The 24,416-nt window shown below is 74.4% G+C and carries 25 protein-coding genes and 2 pseudogenes; 14 read left to right on the top strand and 13 right to left on the bottom strand.

Features of this window, described 5'->3' with window-relative positions; genetic code table 11:
• Positions 1 to 62: 62 nt before the first annotated feature.
• On the bottom strand, positions 63 to 1,754 hold the full coding sequence (locus tag JKP76_RS04040) for a GGDEF domain-containing protein (RefSeq protein ID WP_309232837.1): 1,692 nt from the start codon (positions 1,752 to 1,754) through the stop codon (positions 63 to 65).
• 115 nt (positions 1,755 to 1,869) lie between these two features.
• Between JKP76_RS04040 and pheA the strand changes: the two genes are divergently transcribed.
• On the top strand, positions 1,870 to 2,817 hold the full coding sequence (gene pheA / locus JKP76_RS04035) for a prephenate dehydratase (protein ID WP_200489658.1): 948 nt from the start codon (positions 1,870 to 1,872) through the stop codon (positions 2,815 to 2,817).
• A gap of 145 nt (positions 2,818 to 2,962) precedes the next feature.
• Positions 2,963 to 3,307: a hypothetical protein gene (locus JKP76_RS04030; RefSeq protein WP_200489657.1), complete on the top strand. Its 345-nt coding sequence runs from the start codon at positions 2,963 to 2,965 to the stop codon at positions 3,305 to 3,307.
• A gap of 95 nt (positions 3,308 to 3,402) precedes the next feature.
• Here the strand turns inward: JKP76_RS04030 and JKP76_RS04025 are convergent, their stop codons facing one another.
• A complete protein-coding gene (locus JKP76_RS04025) occupies positions 3,403 to 5,544 on the bottom strand; it encodes an MMPL family transporter (RefSeq protein WP_200489656.1) in 2,142 nt (713 codons plus the stop codon).
• A 76-nt stretch (positions 5,545 to 5,620) separates the two neighbouring features.
• Here JKP76_RS04025 and JKP76_RS04020 point away from each other — a divergent pair, with 76 nt between their 5' ends.
• Positions 5,621 to 6,247 carry a MarR family transcriptional regulator gene (locus tag JKP76_RS04020; protein WP_309232836.1) on the top strand — a complete coding sequence of 209 codons (627 nt, stop codon included), beginning with the start codon at positions 5,621 to 5,623 and terminating at the stop codon, positions 6,245 to 6,247.
• Here the strand turns inward: JKP76_RS04020 and JKP76_RS04015 are convergent.
• From JKP76_RS04015 to JKP76_RS04005, 3 genes are read right to left on the bottom strand one after another with little or no spacing between them, the layout of a single operon-like run.
• On the bottom strand, positions 6,174 to 6,509 hold the full coding sequence (locus JKP76_RS04015) for a co-chaperone GroES (RefSeq protein WP_309229376.1): 336 nt from the start codon (positions 6,507 to 6,509) through the stop codon (positions 6,174 to 6,176). The genes JKP76_RS04020 and JKP76_RS04015 overlap by 74 nt on opposite strands.
• 59 nt (positions 6,510 to 6,568) lie before the next feature.
• A complete protein-coding gene (locus tag JKP76_RS04010; protein WP_200489655.1) occupies positions 6,569 to 6,916 on the bottom strand; it encodes a metallopeptidase family protein in 348 nt (115 codons plus the stop codon).
• Positions 6,917 to 6,920: 4 nt separating this feature from the next.
• Positions 6,921 to 8,348: a GuaB1 family IMP dehydrogenase-related protein gene (locus JKP76_RS04005; protein ID WP_200489654.1), complete on the bottom strand. Its 1,428-nt coding sequence runs from the start codon at positions 8,346 to 8,348 to the stop codon at positions 6,921 to 6,923.
• Between the two features lie 151 nt (positions 8,349 to 8,499).
• Here JKP76_RS04005 and serS point away from each other — a divergent pair, with 151 nt between their 5' ends.
• From serS to JKP76_RS03985, 5 genes are all read left to right on the top strand, one after another.
• On the top strand, positions 8,500 to 9,795 hold the full coding sequence (gene serS, locus JKP76_RS04000; protein WP_200489653.1) for a serine--tRNA ligase: 1,296 nt from the start codon (positions 8,500 to 8,502) through the stop codon (positions 9,793 to 9,795).
• Positions 9,792 to 10,703, top strand: a complete 912-nt coding sequence (locus tag JKP76_RS03995; protein WP_200489652.1) for an HAD family hydrolase — start codon at positions 9,792 to 9,794, stop codon at positions 10,701 to 10,703. The genes serS and JKP76_RS03995 overlap by 4 nt, the downstream gene beginning before the upstream one ends.
• An 11-nt stretch (positions 10,704 to 10,714) precedes the next feature.
• Complete coding sequence (locus JKP76_RS22075; RefSeq protein ID WP_255522504.1) at positions 10,715 to 11,140, top strand: HAD family hydrolase; 426 nt, start codon at positions 10,715 to 10,717, stop codon at positions 11,138 to 11,140.
• The gene (locus tag JKP76_RS22070) at positions 11,137 to 11,520 is read left to right on the top strand and encodes an HAD family hydrolase (protein WP_255522503.1); all 384 of its coding nucleotides are present in this window, start codon (positions 11,137 to 11,139) and stop codon (positions 11,518 to 11,520) included. The genes JKP76_RS22075 and JKP76_RS22070 overlap by 4 nt, the downstream gene beginning before the upstream one ends.
• 87 nt (positions 11,521 to 11,607) lie before the next feature.
• Complete coding sequence (locus tag JKP76_RS03985) at positions 11,608 to 13,263, top strand: methyl-accepting chemotaxis protein (protein WP_200489651.1); 1,656 nt, start codon at positions 11,608 to 11,610, stop codon at positions 13,261 to 13,263.
• Between the two features lie 114 nt (positions 13,264 to 13,377).
• On the opposite strand, the gene JKP76_RS03980 is transcribed toward JKP76_RS03985, so the two are convergent.
• A complete protein-coding gene (locus JKP76_RS03980) occupies positions 13,378 to 14,385 on the bottom strand; it encodes a hypothetical protein (RefSeq protein WP_200489650.1) in 1,008 nt (335 codons plus the stop codon).
• A gap of 155 nt (positions 14,386 to 14,540) precedes the next feature.
• Entirely contained in the window at positions 14,541 to 15,086 is a 546-nt protein-coding gene (locus tag JKP76_RS03975; protein ID WP_200489649.1) for a bacterial proteasome activator family protein, read from the bottom strand.
• A gap of 108 nt (positions 15,087 to 15,194) precedes the next feature.
• Between JKP76_RS03975 and JKP76_RS03970 the strand changes: the two genes are divergently transcribed.
• Positions 15,195 to 16,454: a cysteine desulfurase-like protein gene (locus JKP76_RS03970; RefSeq protein WP_200489648.1), complete on the top strand. Its 1,260-nt coding sequence runs from the start codon at positions 15,195 to 15,197 to the stop codon at positions 16,452 to 16,454.
• 34 nt (positions 16,455 to 16,488) lie between these two features.
• Here JKP76_RS03970 and JKP76_RS03965 read toward each other — a convergent pair whose 3' ends face one another.
• Complete coding sequence (locus JKP76_RS03965; RefSeq protein WP_200489647.1) at positions 16,489 to 17,481, bottom strand: NAD(P)H-quinone oxidoreductase; 993 nt, start codon at positions 17,479 to 17,481, stop codon at positions 16,489 to 16,491.
• A 24-nt stretch (positions 17,482 to 17,505) separates the two neighbouring features.
• Positions 17,506 to 17,682, bottom strand: coding sequence for a hypothetical protein (locus JKP76_RS03960; RefSeq protein WP_200489646.1), 177 nt, complete (start codon positions 17,680 to 17,682; stop codon positions 17,506 to 17,508).
• Between the two features lie 166 nt (positions 17,683 to 17,848).
• Here JKP76_RS03960 and JKP76_RS03955 point away from each other — a divergent pair, with 166 nt between their 5' ends.
• Positions 17,849 to 18,805: a hypothetical protein gene (locus JKP76_RS03955; RefSeq protein ID WP_200489645.1), complete on the top strand. Its 957-nt coding sequence runs from the start codon at positions 17,849 to 17,851 to the stop codon at positions 18,803 to 18,805.
• Between the two features lie 21 nt (positions 18,806 to 18,826).
• Here JKP76_RS03955 and JKP76_RS03950 read toward each other — a convergent pair whose 3' ends face one another.
• The 3 genes from JKP76_RS03950 to JKP76_RS03940 form a co-directional block, all read right to left on the bottom strand.
• On the bottom strand, positions 18,827 to 20,422 hold the full coding sequence (locus tag JKP76_RS03950) for a 4-coumarate--CoA ligase family protein (RefSeq protein WP_200489644.1): 1,596 nt from the start codon (positions 20,420 to 20,422) through the stop codon (positions 18,827 to 18,829).
• 85 nt (positions 20,423 to 20,507) lie between these two features.
• Positions 20,508 to 20,933: a PaaI family thioesterase gene (locus JKP76_RS03945; RefSeq protein WP_200489643.1), complete on the bottom strand. Its 426-nt coding sequence runs from the start codon at positions 20,931 to 20,933 to the stop codon at positions 20,508 to 20,510.
• Between the two features lie 135 nt (positions 20,934 to 21,068).
• Positions 21,069 to 21,449 carry a VOC family protein gene (locus JKP76_RS03940; protein WP_207146562.1) on the bottom strand — a complete coding sequence of 127 codons (381 nt, stop codon included), beginning with the start codon at positions 21,447 to 21,449 and terminating at the stop codon, positions 21,069 to 21,071.
• Between the two features lie 206 nt (positions 21,450 to 21,655).
• Between JKP76_RS03940 and JKP76_RS03935 the strand changes: the two genes are divergently transcribed.
• The 3 genes and pseudogenes from JKP76_RS03935 (at position 21,656) to JKP76_RS23850 (ending at position 23,188) form a co-directional block, all read left to right on the top strand.
• Positions 21,656 to 22,090 carry a GntR family transcriptional regulator gene (locus JKP76_RS03935; protein ID WP_200489642.1) on the top strand — a complete coding sequence of 145 codons (435 nt, stop codon included), beginning with the start codon at positions 21,656 to 21,658 and terminating at the stop codon, positions 22,088 to 22,090.
• Positions 22,087 to 22,632, top strand: a pseudogene (locus tag JKP76_RS23855) (DUF1648 domain-containing protein); the annotation flags it as partial. The gene JKP76_RS03935 and the pseudogene JKP76_RS23855, both read left to right, overlap by 4 nt.
• Before the next feature lie 433 nt (positions 22,633 to 23,065).
• Positions 23,066 to 23,188, top strand: coding sequence for a DUF5808 domain-containing protein (locus JKP76_RS23850; protein WP_375335640.1), 123 nt, complete (start codon positions 23,066 to 23,068; stop codon positions 23,186 to 23,188).
• A gap of 3 nt (positions 23,189 to 23,191) precedes the next feature.
• Here the strand turns inward: JKP76_RS23850 and folP are convergent, their stop codons facing one another.
• Positions 23,192 to 24,028 carry a dihydropteroate synthase gene (gene folP / locus JKP76_RS03930; protein ID WP_309232835.1) on the bottom strand — a complete coding sequence of 279 codons (837 nt, stop codon included), beginning with the start codon at positions 24,026 to 24,028 and terminating at the stop codon, positions 23,192 to 23,194.
• On the opposite strand from folP, the pseudogene JKP76_RS23220 reads away from it, so the two are divergent.
• A pseudogene (locus tag JKP76_RS23220) lies at positions 23,953 to 24,411 on the top strand (MaoC family dehydratase); the annotation flags it as partial. The gene folP and the pseudogene JKP76_RS23220 sit on opposite strands and share 76 nt — an antisense overlap.
• Positions 24,412 to 24,416: the final 5 nt, after the last annotated feature.

The following is a 24,416-nucleotide window of genomic DNA, read 5'->3' as shown; positions in this document are numbered from 1 at the left end:
CCGGTCGCGAACGCGCCGTCCGCCGTCCGTCTCGTCCCACCTGTCCCATCCCGCGGTGCTGGTCACGCCCCCGACCGCCCGTCGGCCGGGCCGCCGCCGGGCGCCCGCACCCGGTTGCGCCCGCTCCGCTTGGCGGAGAACAGCAGCAGGTCGGCGGTGTCGAACAGCGCCCGCCAGCCGACCGCCGGATCGGGCTGGCCCTCCTCGACCGGCGAGGCGGTCGCGACGCCGACGCTGACGGTCACCGGCTCGGTGAGCCGCAGGTCGCCCCAGTCGGCGGCGGCGACGGCGGCCCGCAGCCGCTCCATGATGACGACGGCCTGCGCCTCGGTCGCCGTCGGCAGCAGCACCAGGAACTCGTCGCCGGCCCAGCGGAACACCTCGTCGCCGGTGCGGCTGTGCTCGCGCAGCAGGTCGGCGACCCGGCGCAGGACGACGTCGCCCTGCGTGTGCGAGGCGCCGTCGTTGACCTCCTTGAACCGGTCGACGTCCACGACCGCCAGCGAGAGCGGCTCCTCGCCGAAGCGCAGCCCGGCCAGCCGGCGCTCGGCCGAGCGCCGGTTGCCCAGGCCGGTGAGCGGGTCCTCCAGCGCGTGCCGGCGCAGGACGGCGGCCTGCCGCTCGGCCTCGCGCAGCCGGCTGCGGCGCACGAACATCTCCGCCCACAGCTCGCGGCCGCGGGCGTGCGCCCGGCCGGTGTCGGCGCGGTAGGCCTCCAGCCAGTGCAGCGCCTCGGCGGGGCGGCCCAGGTCGGCGGTGTTGCGGCCCAGCTCCAGCAGGCACTGCCGGTAGCGGCGGCGGTCGCCCGACGCCGCGAAGGCGCCCGAGGCGTCGACGAGCAGCTCGACGGCCTCCTCGCCGCGGATCCGGTCGCCGTCGCGCGCCGCCAGCCGCGCCAGCAGGCGGGCGAGCACCAGGTCGGTGTAGCCGCGCAGCCACACGCCGCCGTCGGCCTGCACGTGGCGCTGCACCCGGCGCAGCGGGCCGATCGCGCCGTCCAGGTCGCCGGTGCAGGTCATCGCCCAGGCCTGGACGACGTCGAGCAGGTCGGCCTCGGCCGGCCGGGGCTCACGGTCCAGGGCGCGCGCGGCCTCGGCGGAGGCGATCGCCTCCTCCGCGAGCTCGTGCGCGCGCTGCTGGTCGCCGCGCCGGTGCAGGGTCTGGGCCAGCTCGACGTGCTGCTGCGCGCTGAGCAGCAGCGTCCGCCACCGGTCGTCGAGGTCGGGCAGCTGCGCGGCGACCCGCTGCGCCCGGCCGGCGTGCGCGACGGCGAGCTCCTCGAGGTCCAGCCCGGCCAGTGCGAGCGACAGCCACCGGTGCGCCAGCAGCAGCGGCCGCGACGGCTCCTGGGCGGAGGGCTCGTCGGTCTGCAGGCTGGCGTCGACCGCCATGAGCATCGCGGCGTCGACGTGGTCGGCGGTCACCTCGAGGTGGGCCAGGTAGGCGAGGGCGAGCGCGGTCCACGCCGAGGGCAGGCAGCCGTGCAGCGCCTCCCGGGCGGCGGTGACCGCCTCGTTGGCAGCCTCGCAGTCGCCGTCGGCCAGGCCGCGGCGGGCGGCCAGCGCGGCGCGCCACGCCGTCCAGTACGGGTCGGTGCTCGACGCGAGGACGTCGTCCACGTCGTCGGCGACGGCGAGGAAGGCGCCGTCGTTCCGGGCGCCGGCGGCGAGCAGGCGCCACAGGGCCGCGCGCAGCCGGTCCAGCTCGGCCGGCGACGGGCTCGGGGAGGCAGCGGCTGCCGAGGCGGGGGGCACGCCACCTCCAGTCGCGGGTCGTCGTCCGGGTCGAGGGATCCGGAGCCACCGATCAGCGAGGCAGCTTCCCCCGGGTCGCGCATCCGTCACGCCCCGCCCGCACTACCCTCGTCGGATGCCCGGGATGCCACCCAGCACGTCTCCCACGCGGTTCGCCTATCTCGGGCCCGAGGGTACCTTCGCCGAGGCCGCCCTGAGCAGTGCCGTTGACACAGGTGGGGGAACGCGGACCCCCCGGCCGAGTGTCCCGGCGACGCTGGCCGCCGTCCGGTCCGGGGAGGCGGACGCCGGTCTGGTGCCGCTGGAGAACTCGGTGGAGGGCTCGGTCCCGGCCACCATGGACGGGCTGGCCGACGGCGAGCCGCTGATCATCACCCGCGAGGTGTTCCTCCCGGTCGCGTTCACCCTCGCAGTGCGGCCCGGGACGACGCTGGACGCGGTGCGCTCGGTGGCCAGCCACCCGCACGCGCTGGCGCAGACCGGCCGGTGGCTCGAGGCCCACCTGCCGGGCATCACCCCGCTGCCGGCCAGCTCCACCGCCGGGGCGGCCGCCGCCGTCGCCGCGGGGGAGTTCGACGCGGCCGTCTGCGCCGCGATCGCCGCCCAGCGCTACGGGCTGGACGCGCTGGCCGACGACATCGCCGACCACGCGGGCGCGGTCACCCGGTTCGTGCTGGTGACCCGCCCCGGCCCGCTGCCCGCGCCGACCGGCAACGACAAGACCTCGCTGGTCGCTGTCGTCGGGGACCGCACCGGGGCGCTGCTGGACCTGCTGCGCGAGTTCGCCGCGCGCGGGATCTCGCTGACCCGCATCGAGTCCCGGCCCACCCGCCAGCGGCTCGGCGTCTACTCGTTCTCGCTGGACTGCGAGGGGCACATCGCCGACCGGCGCGTGGGCGAGGCGCTGGCCGCTCTGCACCGGGTCTGCGACGACGTCCGCTTCCTCGGCTCCTACCCGCGCGCCGACGGGCGGCAGAACCGTCCCGTGCCGGCGGAGTCCGGCGACGACGCGTTCGCCGAGGCGGGGGACTGGCTGGACCGGGTGCGCGCCGGCGGCGTGTGACCCTCTCGACCTCTCAGCGGGTGCTCCCCGGCTCCTGACCCCGCCGGGAACAGTGTTGATCATCGTCATCGGGCTGCCGCCTCCGGCGTGGCGGACGACCGTTCGACGATGATCAACAGGGTTCGCGCCGCTACGCTCCGCCGCCGTGACCACCGCCCCGCCGCTGGACCGGCGCCCCGTCGACGCCCCTCGCCGGGAAGCCGCCCTCGAGCTCGGCGTCCTCCAGGGCCTGTACCTCGTGTACCTGCTGCCCTGGTTCGTCGTGGCCATCGGCGGGACCATGAGCCTGGCGAACTGGGAGTCGATGGCCTCTGTGGCGATCATCTTCGCCTGGTTCGGCTACCCGTTCGTCGCGCTCGGGACGACGATCGCCGCCTGGGTGCTGTTCGGCACGCGCCGGTACGCGACCGCCCGCTGGGTGAACCGCGTCCCGCTCGCGTGGGTCGTCGTCGGCGTGGCGCTGATCGCCTGGATCGTCGTCGCCGGCTGACCGCTCCGCGCCCCCACCGGGTTGATCATCGGCAGATGGCTGCCCGCCACGCCGCTGGGGGCAGCCATCCGACGATGATCAACTTCGGGGTGGGGTCAGGCGCGGGCGGGTTCCAGCGCGCGGTCCTCGTCGGGCCCGGGTGCCGTCGGGCCGTGCGCCAGCCTGCTCGGCCACCAGACCTTGTCGCCGATGAGGTGGACGGCGGCCGGCACCAGCAGCGTGCGGACGACGAAGGTGTCGAGCAGCACGCCGAAGCCGACCAGGAACCCGAGCTGGATGAGGATGACCAGCGGCAGCACGGTGAGCGCGCCGAAGGTGGCCGCGAGCACCAGGCCGGCGCTCGTGATCACCCCGCCGGTCACGGACAGCGCGCGCAGCACGCCGTCCCTGGCCCCGTGCCGGAGCGACTCCTCCCGGGCGCGGGTCATGAGGAAGATGTTGTAGTCGATCCCCAGCGCCACCAGGAAGACGAACCCGATGAGCAGCACCTGGGGGTCGCTGCCCGGGAAGTCGAAGAGGTGGTCGAAGGCCAGCGCGGCGACGCCGACGGTCGCGGCCGTGCTCAGCGCGGTCGTGGCGACCAGCAGGATCGGTGCCACGATCGCCCGCAGCAGCAGCGCCAGGACGACGGTGATCACCAGCAGCACCAGCGGCACGATGACCAGCAGGTCGCGGGCCGCCGTCTCCTGGGTGTCCAGGTCCTGCGCCGAGGTGCCGCCGACGAGGGCATCGGGGTCGACGTCGCGGACCGCCGTCCGCAGTTCCGAGACGGTGTCCTGCGCGGCCTCGCTGTCCGGTGCGGCGTCGAGAGTGGCCTCGAGGCGGACCAGGCCGTCGACCTCCAGCGGCTCACCGCCGCCGGCTCCGGGCGGGCCGGCCTGCTGGCCGGTGTAGGGCGCCACCTCGGTGACGCCGGCGGTGTCGGCGGCCGCTGCGGCGACGTCCTGCCAGCCCTCGGCGGGGGTGATGATGATCGCCGGGCTGGCGGCACCCGCGTCGAAGTGCCGCGCGATCGCCTCCTGGCCGGCGCCGGACTCCGAGCCGCCGCGCACGCCCTCGGACAGCGGGATGCCGTCGGAGTCGAACAGCGGCAGGAACAGCGCCAGGACGACCAGCGCGCCGCCGCTGGCCAGCAGGTAGGGGCGGGGGCGGCGGCCGACGGACGTGGCGATCCGCTCCCAGCCCTTGCCGTGCGGCTGCTCCTGGCCGTACTTCGGCCGGAACGGCCAGAACGCGGCGCGGCCGAGGAGCACCAGGACGGCGGGCAGGAAGGTGAGGGCGGCGAGCATGGCGAAGGCGATGCAGACCGCGGAGATGGGGCCGAGCCCCCGGTTGGAGCCGAGGTCGGAGAACACCAGGCACAGGACGCCGAGGATCACCGTGCCGCCGGAGGCGAGGATCGGCTCCCACGACTGCTTCAGGGCGACCCGCATCGCGGTGTACTTGGACTCCTCGCGGCGCAGCTCCTCGCGGTACCGGGCGACGAGCAGCAGGCCGTAGTCGGTCGCGGCGCCGACGACGAGGATCGAGGCGATGCCCTGGCTCTGGCCGTTGACGTCGATCCAGCCCTGCTTCGCCAGGAAGTAGGCGACCGCGAGCGAGACCACCAACGCCATCCCGGCGGTGCCGATGACCAGCAGCGGCAGCAGCGGGCTGCGGTAGACGACGAGCAGGATGAGCAGGACGACGCCGAACGCGGCGACCAGCAGCAGCCCGTCGATGCCCGAGAAACCCTCGGCGAAGTCGGCGAAGATCGCACCCGGGCCGGTGACGTAGGCGGTGGTGCCGTCGATGGGCGCCAGGTCGCGGAGGTCGGCGACGACCTCGTTGAGCGTGTCCCCGAGGTCCGGGTCGAACGGCAGCACCGCCTGCACGGCCGCGCCGTCCTCCGACGGGATGACCGGGGAGGGCTCGCCCTCCAGCGCGCCGGCCTCCTCGGCGATGCCGACGGCCTCGTCGAGCCGTTCCTGCGCCTGGGCCTGCACGGCCGGGTCCAGCGCGCCGTCCTCGCTCTCCCAGAGCAGGATCACCGGCAGCGTGCGCTCGCTCTGGAACGCGCGGCTGAGCTCGGTGACGCGCGTGGAGTCGGCGCTGTCGGGCAGGAAGGCCGCGGAGTCGTTCTCCGAGACCTCGGCCAGCTTGCCGCTGAACGAGCCGAGCGGGCCGGCCAGGACCAGCCAGGCGATGGCGATGAGCGCCGGGATCAACCAGCGGAGGGTGCGGGTGCGGCTGGGCATGATGTCCTTTGCTGGTCGATAATCTCGATCATCGAGAGATTACGTCGGAGGGGCACGGCGCGCGAACGGAGGTGGCATGGCCGAGGACGCCGCACGCAGGCACCAGGAGCTGGCACTGCTCCTTCGGCGGTTGAACGTTGAACTGGATGCAGTCGGGCAGCGATTCGCCCACGAGCAGGGGCTGAACCGGACCGACGTCCGCGCCCTGGTGGCGATCATGGATGCCGCCCGACGGGGCGAGGCGCTCACCGCGGGCCGGCTCGGCGAGGCCGTGGAGCTGCGCTCGGCGTCGGTGACCGCGCTGGTCGACCGGCTGGAGCGGGTCGGGCACGTGCGCCGCGCCAAGGACGACGCGGACCGCCGGCGGGTGGTGCTGCAGATGTCCGAGACCGCGATGGCCGCCGGGTCCGAGCACTTCGGCGGGCTGGCTCAGGACATGGCGGCCGCGATGGAGGGGTACGCGCCCGAGGAGCTCGCCGTCGTCCGCCCGGTGGCTGGAGGACATGACCGCCGTCATCACCCGGCACGCCCGAGCCGAGGGCGAGCCGCCGCCGTCCTGACTGTGCACGTTCCGGGCCCACGGCCGCTGGATGACCCCGATGAACGCACACTCGCGCTCAGGATCGCGCCTACAGGTAGAGCCCGGTCGACTCCTCGATGCGCTCGGCGGCGACGGCGTGCACGTCGCGCTCGCGCAGGATGATCAGGTCCTCGCCGTGCACCTCGACCTCGTGCTGGTCCTCGGGGGAGAAGAGCACCTGGTCGCCGACCTTCACCTGGCGCACCGACGGGCCGACGCCCCTGGCCTCGCCCCACACCAGCCGCTTGGCCACCTGCGCCGTCGCGGGGATGAGGATGCCGCCGCTGGACCGCCGGTCGCCGTCCTCCTTGCGGAGCGCGACCAGGATGCGGTCGTGCAGCATCTTGATCGGCAGCTTGCCGGCAGCGGCGAAGTCGTCGGGCACGTCCCGGAACGCTACCCGGCGCTCGATCCCCGCCTTTTCGCGGAAAAGCCAGGGAGGCGTCAGCCCCAGCCGAGCTCGTGCAGCCGCTCCTCCTCGATGCCGAAGTGGTGCGCGATCTCGTGGACGACGGTGATCGTGACCTCCTCGACGATCTCCTCGGCCGTCTCGCAGATGTCGCAGATCGCCTCGCGGTAGATCATGATCCGGTCGGGCAGCGCCCCGCCGTACTCCCAGCCGCGCTCGGTCAGCGCGAACCCCTCGTAGATGCCGAGCAGGTCCGGCTCGTCGGGGTTCCGGTCCTCGACCAGGACGACGACGTTGTCCATCAGCGCCAGCAGGTCCGGCGGCACCTCGTCGAGGGCGTCGGCGACCAGCGCCTCGAACACCGGCAGGGGCAGCGCCTTCACGCGTTCACCAGGACGTCGGCAGCGGGCGGCCCTCCTCGTAGCCGGCCGCGCTCTGCACCCCCAGCACCGCGCGCTCGTGCAGCTCGTCCACGGTGCGGGCGCCCGCGTAGGTGCACGACGAGCGCACACCCGCGACGATCTGGTCGATCAGGTCCTCGACGCCGGGGCGGGCGGGGTCCAGGTACATGCGGGAGGACGAGATGCCCTCCTCGAACAGGCCGGCCCGCGCGCGCTCGAAGCCGCTCTGCGTCGCCGTCCGCGCCTTGACCGCGCGCGCCGACGCCATGCCGAAGGACTCCTTGTAGAGCCGGCCCGAGCCGTCGTCGTGGATGTCGCCGGCCGACTCGTAGGTGCCGGCGAACCAGGAGCCGACCATCACGTTCGCCGCGCCCGCGGCCAGGGCCAGGGCGATGTCGCGCGGGTGCCGGACGCCGCCGTCGGCCCACACGTGCTTGCCCAGCGCGCGCGCCTCCGCGGCGCACTCCTCGACGGCGGAGAACTGCGGCCGGCCGACGCCGGTCATCATCCGGGTGGTGCACATGGCGCCGGGGCCCACGCCCACCTTGACGACGTCGGCGCCGGCCTCGATCAGGTCGCGGGTGCCCTGCGCCGTCACCACGTTGCCGGCGACGACCGGCACGGAGCCGGCCACCGAGCGGACCGCGCGCAGCGCCTCGATCGCCTTCTCCTGGTGCCCGTGGGCGGTGTCGACGACGAGCACGTCGACGCCCGCGGCGAGCAGGGCCTGCGCCTTGCCGGCGACGTCGCCGTTGATGCCGACGGCGGCCGAGGCGAGCAGCCGGCCGTCGCCGTCCACCGCGGGCGTGTAGATCGCCGAGCGCAGCGCGCCCTTCTTCGTGATGACGCCGACCAGCCGGTCGCCCTCCACGACGGGCGCCGCGCTGACCCGCTCGTCGGAGAGCACGTCGAAGATCTTGGGCAGGTCGGTGCCGGCCGGGATGGTGAGCGGGTCGCCGGTCATCACCTCGGACAGCTGGGTGAACCGGTCCACGCCCTGGCACTGCCCGTCGGTGACGATGCCGACCGGGGAGCCGCCCTCGACGACCACGACGATCCCGTGCGCGCGCTTGGTGAGCAGCGACAGCGCCTCGCCGACGGTCGAGGTGGGGGCCAGGGTGATGGGGGTGTCGTACACCGGGTGCCGCTGCTTGAGCCAGGAGACGACCTCGCCGACCACGTCGACCGGGATGTCCTGCGGCAGCACGGCCAGGCCACCGCGCCGGGCCGCGGTCTCGGCCATCCGGCGGCCGGAGATCGCCGTCATGTTGGCGACGACGACGGGGATGGTCGTGCCCACCCGGTCCGGCGTGGTCAGGTCGACCTCGAGCCGGGAGCCCACCGTCGAGTGGTTGGGCACCATGAAGACGTCGGCGTAGGTGAGGTCGTGCTCGGGTCGCTGCAGGAAGCGCATGACAAGGATTGTCGCTTACGTGAGGTCGCTTGCGAGGGGCTGCGCGCAGACGGGCCCGGAGGGTCCTCGGCGCGTGGCCCGGACACGCTCGTCGCAGCGGGGGGGACGGGTGCTGGCCGCGGTGTCACCCGGAGGGTGACAAAATCACACAGTGATCGACCTGCGGCTCGTGCGTGAGAACCCCGACCTCGTCCGTGCCAGCCAGCGGGCGCGGGGGGACGACGAGTCCCTGGTCGACGCCCTCCTGGCCGCCGACGCCGCCCGCCGGGAAGGGGTCAAGCGGGTCGACGACCTGCGCAGCGAGCAGAAGGCCGCCTCGCAGGCGGTCAAGAAGGCGACCCCGGAGGAGCGGCCGGCCGTCCTCGAGCGGGCCAAGGCCCTGGCCGCCGAGGTGAAGGCGGCCGAGGAGGCCCAGCGCGAGGCCGACGCCGCGCTGCGCGCCGCCCACCTGGCGATCGCCAACGTCGTCCACGATGACGTCCCGCCCGGCGGTGAGGACGACGCCGTCACGCTGCGCACCGTCGGCGAGGTGCCCACCTACGACTTCCCGGTGCGCGACCACCTCGAGATCGGCGAGGCGCTGGGCGCGATCGACATGGAGCGCGGCGCCAAGGTGTCGGGCTCGCGGTTCTACTTCCTCACCGGCCCCGGTGCGCTGCTGGAGTTCGCGCTGGCCCAGCTGGCCATCACCCGCGCCGTCGCCGCCGGGTTCACGCCGGTCATCGCCCCCGCGCTGGTCAAGCCCTCCGCCATGGAGGGCACCGGCTTCCTCGGCGAGCACGACGAGGAGGTCTACCGGGTCGAGCGCGACGACCTGTACCTCGTCGGCACCTCCGAGGTCGCCATCGCCGGCATGCACTCCGACGAGGTGCTCGACCTGTCGCAGGGTCCGAAGCGCTACGCCGGCTGGTCGTCCTGCTTCCGCCGCGAGGCCGGCTCCTACGGCAAGGACACCCGCGGCCTGATCCGCGTGCACTGGTTCGACAAGGTCGAAATGTTCAGCTTCTGTGCACCCGAGGACGCCGCCGCCGAGCACCTGCGTCTGCTGCAGTGGGAGGAGGAGTTCCTCCAGGCGCTGGAGCTGCCCTACCGGGTGGTCGACATCGCCGCGGGTGACCTGGGCACGAGCGCCGCGCGCAAGTACGACATCGAGGCGTGGTTCCCGACCCAGGGCACCTACCGGGAGCTCACCAGCACCTCGGACTGCACCACCTTCCAGGCCCGGAGGCTCACCATCCGATACCGCGACGCGGACGGGAAGAACCAGACGGCGGCGACGCTGAACGGCACCCTCTGCGCCATCGCCCGCACCATCGCCTGCCTGCTCGAGGTGCACCAGCGCGCCGACGGCTCGGTGCACGTCCCGGTCGCGCTGCGCCCCTGGCTGGGCGGGGTCGAGGCCCTCACCCCGGGCATGGCGCTGGCCGCCCCGGTGCCGCCCGCATGACCGGGAGCCCGCCGCGCGCCATCCGGGCCCACGGGATCCTGGACGGCGCCGACCGGGTCGTGGACCACGGAGACCTGGGCGCGTGGCGGCCCAAGCTCGTCGCCAGCGACCTCGACGGCACGCTGCTGGACGAGAACGGGCTGGTCAGCCCGCGCACCCGCGACGCGCTGGAGGCGTGCTGGGACGCCGGCATCCCCGTCGTCGGCGTCACCGGCCGCGGGCCCCGGCTGCTCGACACGGTGAAGGCGGCGCTGGACCACCGCGGCATCGCCGTCCTCTCGCAGGGCGGCTTCGTCGTCGACCTCGAGCGGGACGAGGTGCTGCGCACCGTGGCGCTGCCGCGCGCCCAGGCGGTGCGCGTGGTGGAGGCGATCGAGGCCGTCGCCGGCGACGTCGTCCTCGCCGTCGAGGACGCCGCCGAGCAGGGCGAGGTGCGCACCCGGCTGCGCGTCCAGCACGGCTTCGACTGGCCCTACCCGGAGCCGTCGCAGCTGCTCGCCCGGGACGAGGTGCTACCCGCGGGCGCCGTCCTCAAGGTGTTCGCGCGCTCGGCGAGCCTCGACCAGGACGAGCTGCTCGCGCTCGCCCGCAGCGTCGTCGACCCCGCCGACGCCGAGCTGACGCACGCCGGCCTCGGCTTCATCGAGGTGCTGCCCCCGGGCATCACCAAGGCCAGCGGGCTGCAGCTGGCGCTCGACCGGCACGGCGTCGGGTTCGGCGACGTCCTCGTCTTCGGGGACATGCCCAACGACCTGCCGATGCTCGGCGCCGTCCAGGCCGCCGGCGGCCGCGCGGTGGCCGTGGCCAACGCGCACCCGGCGGTGAAGACGCTGGCCGACGGCGTCGCCGGCGGGCACCGGGCCGACGGCGTGGCGCGCTACCTGGAGGCGGTGCTGGCCGATGTGTGACCGGGTGCGCGATGTCTGACTGGAGACCGCGGCTGATCGCCAGCGACATGGACGGCACGCTGCTGCGCTCCGACGACACCGTCGGTGACGCCACGGTCGCCGAGCTGGCCCGGTGGCGCGCCGAGGGGGTGCCGTTCGTCCTCGCGACCGGCCGGCCGCCGCGCTGGATGCACCGCGTCCGCGAGGTCATCGAGTTCGGGACGGCGGTCTGCTGCAACGGCGCCGTGCTGCTCGACCTCGGGCCGATGAAGATCGTCGACGAGGCGCCGCTGACGCCCGACGCGCTGCAGGCGATCACCGCCGAGCTGCGGGTCCGGCAGCCCACGAGACGTGGTTCGCCGTCGAGCACGGCTGGGAGTTCCGCCACGAGCCGGTCTACCGCCCGCGCTGGGACGTCGACGCGCCCGGCGTCGGCGTCGCCACGCTGGAGGAGATGACCGCCGCGCCGGCCGCCAAGCTGCTGGCTCGCCACGAATCGATGGCGCCGGACGCCTTCGTCGAGCTGATCGAGGAGATCGTCGGCGACCGGGCCACGGTCACGCACTCCTCCAGCGACGCGCTCGCCGAGATCAGCGCCCCCGGCGTCACCAAGGCCTCCGGGCTGGCCGCGGTCGCCGCGCGGCACGGCCTGGGCCCGGCCGACGTCGTCGTCTTCGGGGACATGCCCAACGACATCGCCGCGTTCGAGTGGGTCCGCGACGGCGGTGGGCGGGCGGTCGCGATGGCGCACGCCCACCCCGATCTGCTCGCCGTGGCCACCGACGTCACGCTCGGCAACGACGAGGACGGCGTCGCGGCCTTCCTCGCGACCCTCTGAGGCCTCTGCTCACGAGTTCCGCCGTCCCCGGCCGATAGGCACTGCGTCGGGATTTCGACATCCAGTCGTACAGGAAAGCGGGCAGGGATGACTCAGGCGGACGACCACGCGGTCGGGGCGGGCGCGCTCGCGCCCGAGGAGCCGGCGGAGACGCGCGCGAGCGGCTCCGGGCTGGGGCTGCGGACCCGGATGCTCGGCTCCATCCTCGTCGTCGCGCTGACCACCGTCGGCGTGGGCGCCTTCGGCATCAACCGCATGTCCGAGCTCAGCGGCAACGCCCAGGAGGTGTACGAGGACGGCGCCGTCCCGCTGGACGGCCTGCGCAGCCTCGAGGCCGACTGGTGGCAGCTGTCGGCCAACGTCGCCCGGTCCAACGTCACCGTGCTGCCCGCGGAGACCATCGCCAAGTCCAAGCAGGCCGCGGCCGACTACATGGAGATCCTCGCCGAGCACACCGCCGAGGTCGACGCCATGCCGCTGCCGGCTGAGGCGCGCGCGGCGTTCACCGAGTTCGCCACCGCCGTCGACACCTACCTGCCGGCGCTCGCCGAGCTCTCCCAGCCCGGCTTCATCGCGGCCAACCCGGCGCGCGCCATCCAGCTCCTCGGGGTCATGGGTGAGCAGGAACTGGTGATCAAGGAGTCGATCACCGCCGCCACCACGGCCGCCGCCGAGTCCTCGGCCGCCACCGCCGCGGAGGCCGCGGACGCCTACGCCTCGGCGCGCAACCTGACCATCGTCATCATGCTGACCGGCCTGGCGATCAGCGTCGTCCTGGCCACGATCGTCTCCCGCGGGGTCACCCGCCCGGTGCAGCGGATCCGCGAGATCCTCGGTCAGGTCGCCGACGGCGACCTCACCGTCCGCGCCGGCCGCACCGGCGGTGGCGAGCTCGGCGAGATGGCCGAGTCGCTGGACGAGACGCTCGACGCGATCTCCCACGTCCTGCTCCTCGTGAATGACTCCTCGGCCCGCCTCGCGGCCGCCTCGACGCAGCTCAACGCCGCTGCCGAGGGCATCTCGGCCAACGCCCGCACCGCCGCCGGCCAGGCCGACGACGTCGTCGCCTCCGCCGGTGCCGTCGCCGCGAGCGTCGACACCGTGGCCACCGGCTCCTCGCAGATGGAGTCCGCGATCCGCGAGATCGCGCACAACGCCACCGAGGCCGCCCGCGTGGCCGGCCAGGCCGTCGCCGTCGCCGAGAACACCACCCGCACGGTCGGCAAGCTGGGCGACTCCTCGCAGGAGATCGCCACCGTCATCAAGCTGATCAACGGCATCGCCGAGCAGACCAACCTGCTGGCGCTCAACGCCACCATCGAGGCCGCGCGCGCCGGTGAGGCCGGGAAGGGCTTCGCCGTCGTCGCCAGCGAGGTCAAGGAGCTCGCGCAGGAGACCGCCCGCGCCACCGAGGACATCTCCCAGCGGGTCGAGGCCATCCAGGCCGACACCGCCGGCGCGGTCGAGGCGATCAGCCAGATCTCCTCGGTCATCGGCGAGATCAACGACTTCCAGGCGACCATCGCCGCGGCCGTCGAGGAGCAGACCGCCACCACCAACGAGATGAACCGCAACGTCGCCGAGGCCGCCAGCGGCACCCAGGGCATCGCGGCCGCCATCTCCGGCCTCGCCGCCGGCACGCAGGAGACCAACCAGCGCGTCACCGACGCCCAGGACGCCTCCGCCGACCTCGCCCGCATGAGCGGCGAGCTGCAGGAGGCGGTCGCCCGCTTCCGCGTCTGACCCCTCCCCGCTGGGATCAGGTGACCTGATCGTCGAGCGTCCTCCCTCACCGTGCACCACGAGGGAGGACGCTCTGCGGTGAGGGAGGACGCCACCGTCGGGCCTCAGAGAGGGTCAGGCGACGGCGTCGTCGGGCTCCGCCCCGGGTTCCGGACGACGGACGACGCGGAACCGTCGGGGGCCGCTCGACGGGCGGTTGCCGAGCTCGTGCAGCCGCCGGATGGGCCGCTCCAGCCGGGGGAAGTCGGCCTGCGTGATCCGGACCACCGGCACGTCGAGGTCGCGGATGCGGTCCTCCCGCCGCTTCTCCTGCCAGGCCACCTCGGCCGGCGTCCGCCCGTCGAGCGGATCGGCGTACTTGACGTACCCGTCGACCTCGATCGCGACGGCGATGTCGTCGAGCCAGCCGTCCACCCGCGCCACGAAGCCGCCGGGCCCGTGCAACTCCACCTGCGACTCGAACGCGTGGAAGCCCGCCTCGAGCAGCCGCAACCGGTTGCGCGTCTCCAGGGGTGATTCCGCCAGCCCGTCGGCCAGGTCGACGGCGCGCGCGGCGGAGCCGATCCCCAGCCAGTGCGTCTGCCGCAGCACGGTGGCCACGAGATCGACGCGGCGCACCTGCGTTCTGTGGAGGGCGTCGTCCAGAGCGACGACGGCGTCGAGCAGGTCCCACTCGCGGGCGCAGTCGACGAGCGTGCGCGCCGCCGTCGTCACGACGAAGGGGCCGGCGTCCACCAGGTCCTCCGGCGGCAGCTCGGCCGCTGCGATCCGGTAGCCGGGGCCGGTCCGCCACTGGTCCGGGTGCGTCAGGCGGACGTCGGCGTCAACAGCCCGGGGCAGCACGAGGCCGTGGTGCCGGGCTGCCGAGGAGTGGCTGAGCGCCGGGCCCGGTCCGAGCGCGGCGAAGGCCGCGAGGGCGTGCAGCAGGTGGCGCTCCCGTTCGTCGCCGGCGGTCGCCGCCCAGGTCTCGGCGGCCACGTAGATGCCGCGGCGGAGGCGGCGCCAGCGCCTGCTGACCACGGCGGCGCGGATCTCGTCAGGGCGGTAGCCGACGCGGCGGGCGTCGGCGACGGTGAAGACACCGCCGCGTCGCCGGGCCACGGCCTGCAGGTGCGGGTGCATGTGCCCACGATCGAGGCGCCGTGCCCGGAGCGGAACGGCGCGGGCGCATCTGTGGACAACCTCGTCCACCCACAGCTCCGAGCGTCCTCCCTCGTGGTGTGCGCCGAGGGAGGACGCTCGACGATCAGGTCACCTGATCCCAGCGGCTGAGCTCGTCAGAGGTACTGGCCGCCGCCGGGACGCAGGTCGGGCTGGGCGCTGCTCTGGCCGCCGGGCAGGGCCTTGCGGCGCATCTCCTCGAGCTGGGCGCGGGCGGCCATCTGCTGGGCGAACAGCGCGGTCTGGATGCCGTGGAACACGCCCTCGAGCCAGCCGACCAGCTGCGCCTGGGCGATGCGCAGCTCGGCGTCGGTGGGCGTCTGGTCCTCGTCGAACGGGAGCGTGATCCGCTCGAGCTCCTCGCGCAGCTCGGGGGCCAGGCCCTGCTCGAGCTCGCGGATGGACGAGGCGTGGATGTCGCGCAGCCGGTTGCGGCTGGCCTCGTCGAGGGGCGCGGCCCGCACCTCCTCCAGCAGCTGCTTGATCATCGTGCCGATCCGCATGACCTTCGCCGGCTGCTCCACCATCTCGTTGATCTGCATCGCGTCGTCCTCGCCTCCACCGGGGGCCGAGCCCACCGGGAGGGCGCCCACGGGCTGGCCGTCGGGCCCCACGACGACGACCTGCTGGGGACGTTCGCTGCCGGTGCCGGGTGCAGTCATGGCTCCATCCTGCCCCGCGCCCGGTGCCGCCGAACGGCAGGTCGGCGCCCGCGCGCAGCCGCCCCCAGCCCCGACGGGAGCGGCGGGGCGGCCACTAGGGTGCGCACCATGGAGTCCCGGCTCGACGTCGCCCGGGTCCGCGGCCTCCTCCCCGCGCTGGCCGACGGTCACGTGCACGTCGACGGGCCGGGCGGCGCGCTGCTGCCCGAGGACGTCGCCCGGGCGGTCGGGCACGCGCTGCGGATGCCGGTCGCCGAGCGCGGCGGGGTGTTCGCCGCCTCCGCGCGCGCCGAGGGGCTGGTCTCCGCCGCCCGCGCCGCGCTGGCCGACCTCGTCGGCGGGACCCCGGGCGGCGTCGTCCTCGGCCCCAGCATGACCGCCGTGACCTACACGCTGGCCCGGGCGATCGCGCGCACCTGGCGGGCCGGCGACGAGATCGTCGTCAGCCGCCTGGACCACGACGCCAACATCCGCCCCTGGGTGCAGCTGGCCGAGGAGCGCGGCGTCGTCGTCCGCTGGGCCGAGGTGGACATCGAGTCCGGTGAGCTGCCCGCCTGGCAGTACGACGACCTGGTCACCCCGCGCACCCGGCTGGTCGCCTTCACCGCGGCGAGCAGCGCGATCGGCACCTGCCCCGAGGTCGCCGAGATCGCGCACCGGGCGCACGCCGTCGGCGCGATGGTCTACGTCGACGCCTCGCACGCCGCCCCGCACATGTACCTGGACCGCACCGCGCTGGGCGCGGACTTCCTCGCGCTCTCGGCGTCCAAGTGGGGCGGCCCGCACGTGGGCGCCGTCGTCGCCGATCCCCAGCTGCTGGCCCACCTGCACCCGGACAAGCTGCTGCCGACGTCGGACAAGGTGCCCGACCGCTTCGAGGCCGGCGCCGCGCCCTACGAGCTGTACGCCGGGGTGCCCGCGGCCGTCGACCACCTGGCCGCCCTCGACGGGACGGCGACCGGTTCGCGCCGCGACCGGCTGCGCGCCTCGCTTGCCGCGGTCGCCCGCTACGAGGGCGAGCTGTTCGGCTGGCTGGACGACGCCCTGCGGGCCATGCGGCACGTGCACGTGCTGGGCCGCCCGGAGCGGACGACGCCGACGCTGGCGTTCCGGGTCGAGGGGATGCGCCCCCGCCAGGTGGCCGCCGAGCTCAACCGGCAGGGCATCTGCGTCTGGGACGGCGACGCCTACGCCCGCGAGCTGTTCGACGCCCTCGGGGTGACCGAGAGCGGCGGCGCCGTCCGGCTGGGCCTCATGCACTACAACACCCCCGACGAGGTCGGGCTGGTCATCGACGCCGTCGCCGCGCTGCGGGCCCGCGTCCCCGCCCGCCCGGTGCCGCCGCCCGCTCCGTCGCACCGCCGCTGACGCGCCGCGAGCTGGTGCGGGTGCCCTCCGAGCCTCAGTCGGCGGGGAGCAGCAGCACCTTGCCGACGTGCTCGCTGGCCTCCACGGCGCGGTGCGCCTCGGCCGCCCGGGACATCGGCAGCCGCCGGTCGACGATCGGGCGGACCGTGCCGCGCTCCACGTCGGGCCACACGTCGCGGAGCACCGCGGCGATGATCTCGGCCTTGCCGCCGGGGCCGGTGGCCGGGCGGCCGCGCAGCCCGGTGGCGTGCACCGAGGCCCGCTTGGCCAGCAGCGTGCCGAGGTCGAGCTCGGCCTTCGTGCCGCCCTGCATGCCGATGACCACCAGCCGCCCGCCGACGGCGAGGGCGTCGACGTTGCGGGCCAGGTACTTGGCGCCCATGTTGTCGAGGACGACGTCGACGCCGCGACCGCCGGTCGCCTCGCGGACCCGCTCGACGAAGTCCTCGTCGCGGTAGTTGATCGCGACGTCGGCGCCGAGCTCGCGGCAGACGTCGAGCTTGGCCTGCGTGCCGGCGGTGGTGATCACCCGCGCCCCGGCCCGGGCGGCCAGCTGGATGGCCATGGTGCCGATGCCGCTGGAGCCGCCGTGCACCAGGAAGGTGCCGCCGCGGGAGAGCCCGGCGAGCATGAACACGTTGGACCAGACGGTGCAGACCACCTCGGGCAGCGCGGCCGCCGTCGCCAGCTCGACGCCGGCGGGGCGGGGCAGCAGCTGCCCGGCGGGGACGGCGACCCGCTCGGCGTAGCCGCCGCCGGAGAGCAGCGCGCACACCTCGTCGCCCACCGACCAGCCGGTCACGCCCTCGCCGACCTCGCTGATGACGCCGCTGCACTCCAGGCCGAGGATCTCGCTGGCGCCCTTCGGCGGCGGGTAGAAGCCCTGCCGCTGCATGAGGTCGGCCCGGTTCACCGCGGTGGCGGCGACGTCGACGACCACCTCGCCGGGGCCGGCGACCGGGTCGGGCACCTCCGACCAGCCGAGGACGTCGGGGCTCCCGGGTTCGCTGATCGTGACCGCGCGCATGCCCCGACCCTAGGAGCAGCGGCCTCAGGCGGCCCTGCGGGGCGCGTAGCCGGGCAGGTACTCCTGCCCGCTGAGCTGCTGGATGGCCCCCATGAGCGCGTCGGTGGCGACCCGCACGTCACCGGCGGAGACGTCGACGGACGGGCCGAACCGCAGGGCGACGGGCGGGCGCCGCCGGGAGAGCAGGTCGCGGGCGTGCACGTCGTCGCGGCCGGTCGACGGTGCGCGCGGACGCGCCGGTCGGGCGCCCGGCCCCCGGACGCCGGCGCCGCAGCGGCCTTGCGGGCCGGCTCCCCGGTGCCAGGGTGGGGGCACCGCCGGCCCCCGCCGCGGTGCAGCGGCTCCGGCGGCGCCGAGGAGCTGCCCCATGGCTACCGACCCGCCGATCGGCGATCCGCGCCCCGTCGGCCCACCGCCCTCGCACCAGCCCCCGCCGGCCGGTGCGCCGCCGTACGCCGGACCCCCGCAGGCCGGACCCCCGCCGGGTGCGTGGATGCCGCCGCCACCCCGCCGGACGAGCGCGGGCCGCGTCATCGCCGCGGTCGTCGGCGCGCTGCTGTTCCTGCCCGCCCTCGGGCTGCTCGCCGGCGGCGGGGTGCTGCTGTGGGTCGACCAGCGGGAGCGCGCGGACGACGGCTACCTCTACACGGCCTCGGACACCTTCGCGACGCCCGGCCACGCGCTGGTCACCGAGACCATCGACCTGGACACCGGCGCGGACTGGGTGGGCGCCTCGGCGGCGCTGGGGACCGCCCGCGTCGAGGTCACGACCGCCGAGCCAGGCACGGACGTGTTCGTGGGCATCGCGCCGGCCGCCGACGCCGCGGCCTACCTGGCCGGGGTGCAGCGGACCGTCGTCGACGACCTCGGTCTGGACACCTCCGCCGCCGACCAGGAGCTCCTGGCGGGCGGCGCCCCGAGCGGACCGCCCGCGGACCAGGACTTCTGGACCGTGCAGGCCACCGGGCCGGGCACCCAGCAGCTGAGCTGGGAGCCGGACGACGGCTCCTGGACGCTGGTCGTGATGAACGCCGACGGCTCGGCCGGGGTGGCCGTGGACGCCCGGATCGGGGCCACGCTCCCCGCGCTCACCGGGCTGGCCTGGGGCCTGCTGGGCGGCGGCCTGGTCCTGGTCGGGCTGGCCGTGCTGCTGCTGGTGCTCGCGCTGCGCCGTCCCGCCGTCCCCCGGTACGCCTGGACGCCGCCCCCGGGTGGTCCGCCCCCGGGCTGGGCGCCGCCGGCGCCGGTCGACCGCAGCTCGGCGGCCGACGCGCAGCGGGGCCCGACGATCGGCAGCACGCCCCGGGACCCGCGGAGCGGGTGACCCGGGGCGCGCCGCCGGCGCTCAGGCGCGGGCCTTGAGGTCCTTGCGCAGGATCTTGCCGGCCGAGGACTTGGGCACCTCGTCGATGAACTCGACGAACCGGATCTTCTTGTGCGGGGCGACCTTCTCCGCCATGTAGGCCATGACGGCCTCCTCGGTGAGCTGTGAGCCCTGCGCGCGGACGACGAACGCCTTCGGCAGCTCCTCGCCGCTCTCCTTGTCCGGCACGCCGATGACCGCGGCGTCGGCGATCTCCGGGTGGTTGATCAGCACGGCCTCGAGCTCGGCCGGGGCCACCTGGTAGCCCTTGTACTTGATCAGCTCCTTGACCCGGTCGACCACGGTGTAGATGCCGTGCTCGTCGACGACGGCGACGTCCCCGGTGTGCAGCCAGCCGTCCGCGTCGAGGGTGGCGCGGGTGGCCTCCTCGTTGTTGAGGTAGCCCTTCATCACCTGCGGGCCGCGGATCCACAGCTCGCCGCGCTCGCCCGGGGCGGCGTCCTCGCCGGTGTTCGGGTCGATCAGCCGGCACTCGGTGTTCGGGATCGCGAAGCCGACCGAGCCCTTGGGCACCTCGAGGGTGAACCCCGGCGGCATGGAGTCGGGGTCGGGGGTGGTGTGCGAGACCGGGGAGAGCTCGGTCATCCCGTAGCCCTGGGCCACCGTGACGGAGGCGCCCTTCGCCCGGAGCCGGTCCTGCACGGCCAGCGCGAGCTGCTCGTCCAGCGGGGCGGCGCCGGAGAGGATCGACTCCAGCGAGCTCAGGTCGTACTGGTCGACCAGCGGGTGCTTGGCCAGCGCCAGCAGGATCGGCGGCGCGACGAACGCGCGGGTGATCTTGTGCTCCTGGATGGTGCGCAGGAAGTCCTCGAGCTCGAACCGGGGGAGGGTGACCACGGTGCCGCCCAGCGCCAGGCCCTGGTTCATCAGCACGGTCAGGCCGTAGATGTGGAAGAACGGCAGGACGGCGATGATCCGCTCGTCGGCGCCGGTCTTGAGCAGCGGCAGGCACTGCGTCACGTTCGCCACCAGGTTGCGGTGGGTGAGCATGACGCCCTTGGGCAGGCCCGTGGTGCCGCTGGAGTAGGGCAGCGTGACCAGGTCGTTCGCCGGGTCGAACTCCACCTGGACGCTGGGGGCGTCGGCGCCCAGCAGGTCGAACAGGTTGGCGTGGCCCTCGGCGCCGTCGAGCACGACGATCTCGTCGACCGGCGCCTTCTCGGCCGCGGCCTGCGCGCGGTCCAGGAACATCGAGATGGTGATGAGGATCTTCGCGCCCGAGTCCTTCAGCTGGAAGGCGATCTCGTCGGGGGTGTAGAGCGAGTTGATCGGGCTCATCACGCAGCCCGCCGCGGCGATGCCGTGGAAGACCACCGGGAACCACTGCGTGTTGGGGCAGAAGACGGCGACGACGTCGCCCTTGCGCAGCCCGCGGGCGTGCAGGTTGGCCGCCACCCGGTCGACGTAGGCGGCGAGCTGGCCGTGGGTGATCACGTCACCCTTCAGGCCGTCGATCAGCGCCGGGGCGTCGGGCCGCTCCTTGCCCGCGGCCAGGACCGCCTCGGGGACCGACAGGTCCGGGATCTCGACGTCGGGGTACGGGCTGGCCAGTGCCACGGGGTTCCTCCTGGATCGCTGGTGTGGCGCCAGTCTCACATCGACCCGTGTCCCGCGGCACACCCGGGTTCGCGGGGATCCGGGTCTAGCGCGGCCAGAGCACCGACTGCGTGCAGCGGAACAGCGCGATCGGCTTGCCGCTGGCCTCGTTGCGCACCACGGCGTCCCACACCTGCGTCGTGCGACCGGCGTGCACGTTCGTCGCCTCGCAGCTGATCCGCCCCTCCCGCGCCGTCCCCAGGTGGTTGCTCTTCAGCTCGATGGTCGTGAAGCCGCTGGAGCCCTCGGGCAGCAGTGCGCGGGTGGGCAGGCCGCAGGACGTGTCGGCGAGCGTGACCACCGTGCCGGCGTGCAGGTAGCCGTTGGGGGCCAGCAGCTCGGGTCGGACGTCGAGGTGGCTGGTGAGCCGCCCCGGCTCGTGGGTGTCGACGACGATGCCCAGCAGCCCGGGGAAGGTGCCCGGCAGCATCGCGTTGAGCTCGTCGGCGGTGTGGAAACCCGTGGCAGCCATGCCCGGCAACGTAGCGACCCGCGGGTCGCGCCACGATCAGGTGACCTGATCGTGCAGCGTCCTCCCTCACGTTCCACGGTGAGGGAGGACGCTCGATGATCAGGTCACCTGATCATCGAGAGGCGCCGGGGGAGGTCAGGCCGCCGTCTCCCAGAGGCCCATCACGTTGCCCTCGGGATCAGTGAAGTAGGCGGCGAAGCCCATGTCGCCCACCGGCGTCCGGCCGACGACGGTGGCGCCGCCGAGCTCGCCGATGCGGGACAGCGTGGCGTCGATGCTGTCGACGTCGACGGCCAGGACCGGGCCCCGGGTGGCGGCGTCGGTGCGGGAGAGCATGCCACCGTTGATGAACGCGGACTCGGTCGGCCCGGTGTCCCCGCTCGGGCCGGTCGTCACCATCGTGTAGCCCATCTCCGGCATCTCCACGATCTGCCAGTCGAATGCCCGGGCGTAGAAGCTGCGCGCGCGGTCGCCGTCGTCGAACGGGACCTCGAAGTGCACGACCCGACCAGCCATCCCGCCACCTCCGGTGCTCCACGAGGGTTCTGAGGGCGCGGACGCTAGAACGGTCGCCGGACGGTCGCCAGGGCCTTCCGCACCGCCGCCGGTACCGCCTCGCGGGCGCGGGTACCGCGGTGCGGCGCGGTAGCAGGGCGGACGGCGCGGTACCGGGACGGCGGCCGGCTTGACGGAGCATCTGTATCACTAGTACTAATACAGGTGTGTCAGAACCGAGCGTGCTCATCGACGTCGACCCGCTCTCGCCCGTGCCGATCTACCAGCAGATCCGCGAGCGGGTGATCGAGGCGATCGCCTCGGGGCGGCTCGTCCGCGGTCAGTCTCTGCACTCGGTCCGCGCGCTCGCCAAGGCCTTCGGGATCAACGTGGCCACGGTCGCCAAGGCCTACGACGGGCTGCGGCAGGACGGGCTGATCGCCACGACGAGCAAGTCCGGCTCGGTCGTGGTCCGCGATCCCACGAGCGGCCCACCCGACCCCGCGTTCGTCGCCGACTGGTCGGCGCGCGCCCGCACCCTGCTCGCCGAGGCCGTCGCCCGCGGGCTGCCGTCGTCCGAGGCGGCCGAGATCTGCGGCCGGCTGGCCGCGTCGTTCACCACCCCGGCGGCAGCCGGCAGCACCTCGGAGGAAACCCCATGACCTGGTCGGCACTGGCACTCGGCGCGGGGACGACGCTCCTCGTGGGCGGCTCGTTCCTCCTCACTCCGGCGCTCGCCCGGCCCACCCTGCCCCTGGGCGTGAGCGTCCCGGCCGACCGGGTCGAGGACCCCGCCGTCGGACGGGCGCTGCGCACCTACCGCTCCGCCGTCCTCGTCGTCACCGCGGTCGCGCTCGCGCTGACCGGCGCGCTCGCGGCCGTCGCCCCACCGGCGGCCGTGGCGGTGCCGGTGCTCATCGCGACGGCGGGCGGGATCGCAGCATTCGTGCAGGCCCGCCGGCCGCTCATGGCCGCCAAGGCCTCCGAGGCCTGGTTCGCCGGCAAGGCGGTGCGCATGTCGGCGGCGGTCACCGCCACGCACGAGGACGTCCGCGTCCCGGTGGGCTGGTACCTCGCCTCCGTGGTCCTGCTCGCCGGGACGACGCTCGTGGGCGCCCTCCGCTACGACGACCTCCCCGGCCGCGTGCCCGTCCACTGGGACCTGGCCGGCAGCCCCGACTCCTACGCGGACACGACCTGGTGGACGGCGCTGGCCGCGGTCTGGATCGGCTGGGCGGCGCTCGCCCTCGTGGCCGCTCTCGCCTTCGCCGCCACCCGCTTCCCGGTCCGCGTGCACCCCGGCGATCCCGTGGAGCTCGCCCCGCGGCGGGCGCGGGCCCAGCAGGACGTCGCGCAGTGGGTGCTGGCCACGACGGCCCTCGCGACGACGGCCCTGGTCTGCGCCCTGGGCCTGGACACGTGGTTCTCCCCGGAGGGGCTGCGCTGGAGCGTTCCCGCGCTGGTGCTCTTCGTGGTGGCGGTGATCGGCTGCACGGTCGAGGCGGTCCGGCGCTACCGCCGGGAGCTGGCCGGCGCCGACCTGCCCACGGCGGACCGCCGGGCGGAGGCCCCGGACGACGACCGGTTCTGGCCGGGCGGGCTGGGTCTACGTCAACCGGCAGGACCCCTCGGTCTGGGTGCCCAAGCGGGTCGGCATCGGCTGGACGATCAACCTCGGCTCGCCCGGCGGCATCGCTGTCGCGGTCGGCCTGCTGGCCCTGGTCGGACTTGGTATCGCCGCCCCGTTGGTCCTGGGCTGAACTTCAGGCCAGCCCGCGGACCGTGCGCAGCGGCGGCCGGGTGCCCCGGATCGAGGCCACCATGTCCAGCGTCTGGCGGGTGGGGGCGACGTCGTGCGCGCGGAACACCCGCGCACCCAGCCAGGCGCTCACCGCCGTCGTCGCCAGGGTGCCGGTGAGCCGCTCCTCGAGCGGGACGCCGAGGGTCTCGCCGACGAAGTCCTTGTTCGACAGCGCCACGAGCACCGGCCAGCCGGTCGCGACCAGTTCGTCCAGCCGCCGGGTGGCCTCCAGCGAGTGCCGGGTGTTCTTGCCGAAGTCGTGGCCCGGGTCGATCACCACCCGCTCGCGGTCCACCCCTGCCGCGACGGCGGCCTCGGCCAGCGCCGTCGTCCGCGTGACGATGTCGGCGACGACGTCGTCGTACTGCACGCGGTGCGGCCGGGTGCGCGGCGGCAGCCCGCCGGCGTGCGTGCAGACGATGCCCGCGCCGGCCTCGGCGGCGACGCCGGCGAGCTCGGGGTCCACCCCGCCCCAGGCATCGTTGACGACGTCGGCGCCGGCGGCCAGCGCCTCGCGGGCCACCTCGGCCCGCCAGGTGTCGATCGAGATCGGCAGGCCCGGGTGCGCGGCGCGGATGGCGGCGACCAGATCGACGGTGCGGCGGATCTCCTCGGCCGGGCTGACCTCCTCGCCCGGGGCGGCCTTCACCCCGCCGACGTCCACCATGTCCGCGCCCTCGGCGACGACCCGGTCCACCCGCTCGAGGGCGGCACCCATTCCGAATGTCGCGCCGCGGTCGTAGAACGAGTCGGGTGTCCGGTTCACGATCGCCATCAGGACGAAGTCACCGTCTGGCACGTCCAGCGCACCGATGCGGAGCAACCCGTTCCCTCCCTCGTGACGCCGGTGTGGTGGAGTCAGCCAACCAGACCGAGGAGAGGGGCGAGCAGATGGCGCAGACCACCGTCGACGGCGTCGAGGGCGTGCAGGGGCTGGTCGGCCAGCACCTGGGCTACAGCGACTGGGTCACGATCACCCAGGAGCAGGTGCAGCAGTTCGCCGACGCCACCGGCGACCAGCAGTGGATCCACGTCGACCCGGAGCGCGCGAAGAAGGAGAGCCCCTTCGGCGGCCCGATCGCGCACGGCTACCTGACGCTGTCGCTGCTGCCCTCGCTGATCCCGCAGATCGTCACGATCACCGGCTTCAGCATGGGCGTGAACTACGGCACCGAGAAGGTGCGCTT

The sequence above is a fragment of the Blastococcus sp. TML/C7B genome, from assembly GCF_016612845.1.
Classification (GTDB): Bacteria; Actinomycetota; Actinomycetes; order Mycobacteriales; family Geodermatophilaceae; genus Blastococcus.
The sequence above is the reverse complement of the archived record's forward strand: the minus strand, read 5'-3'. Positions and strand labels throughout refer to the sequence as shown.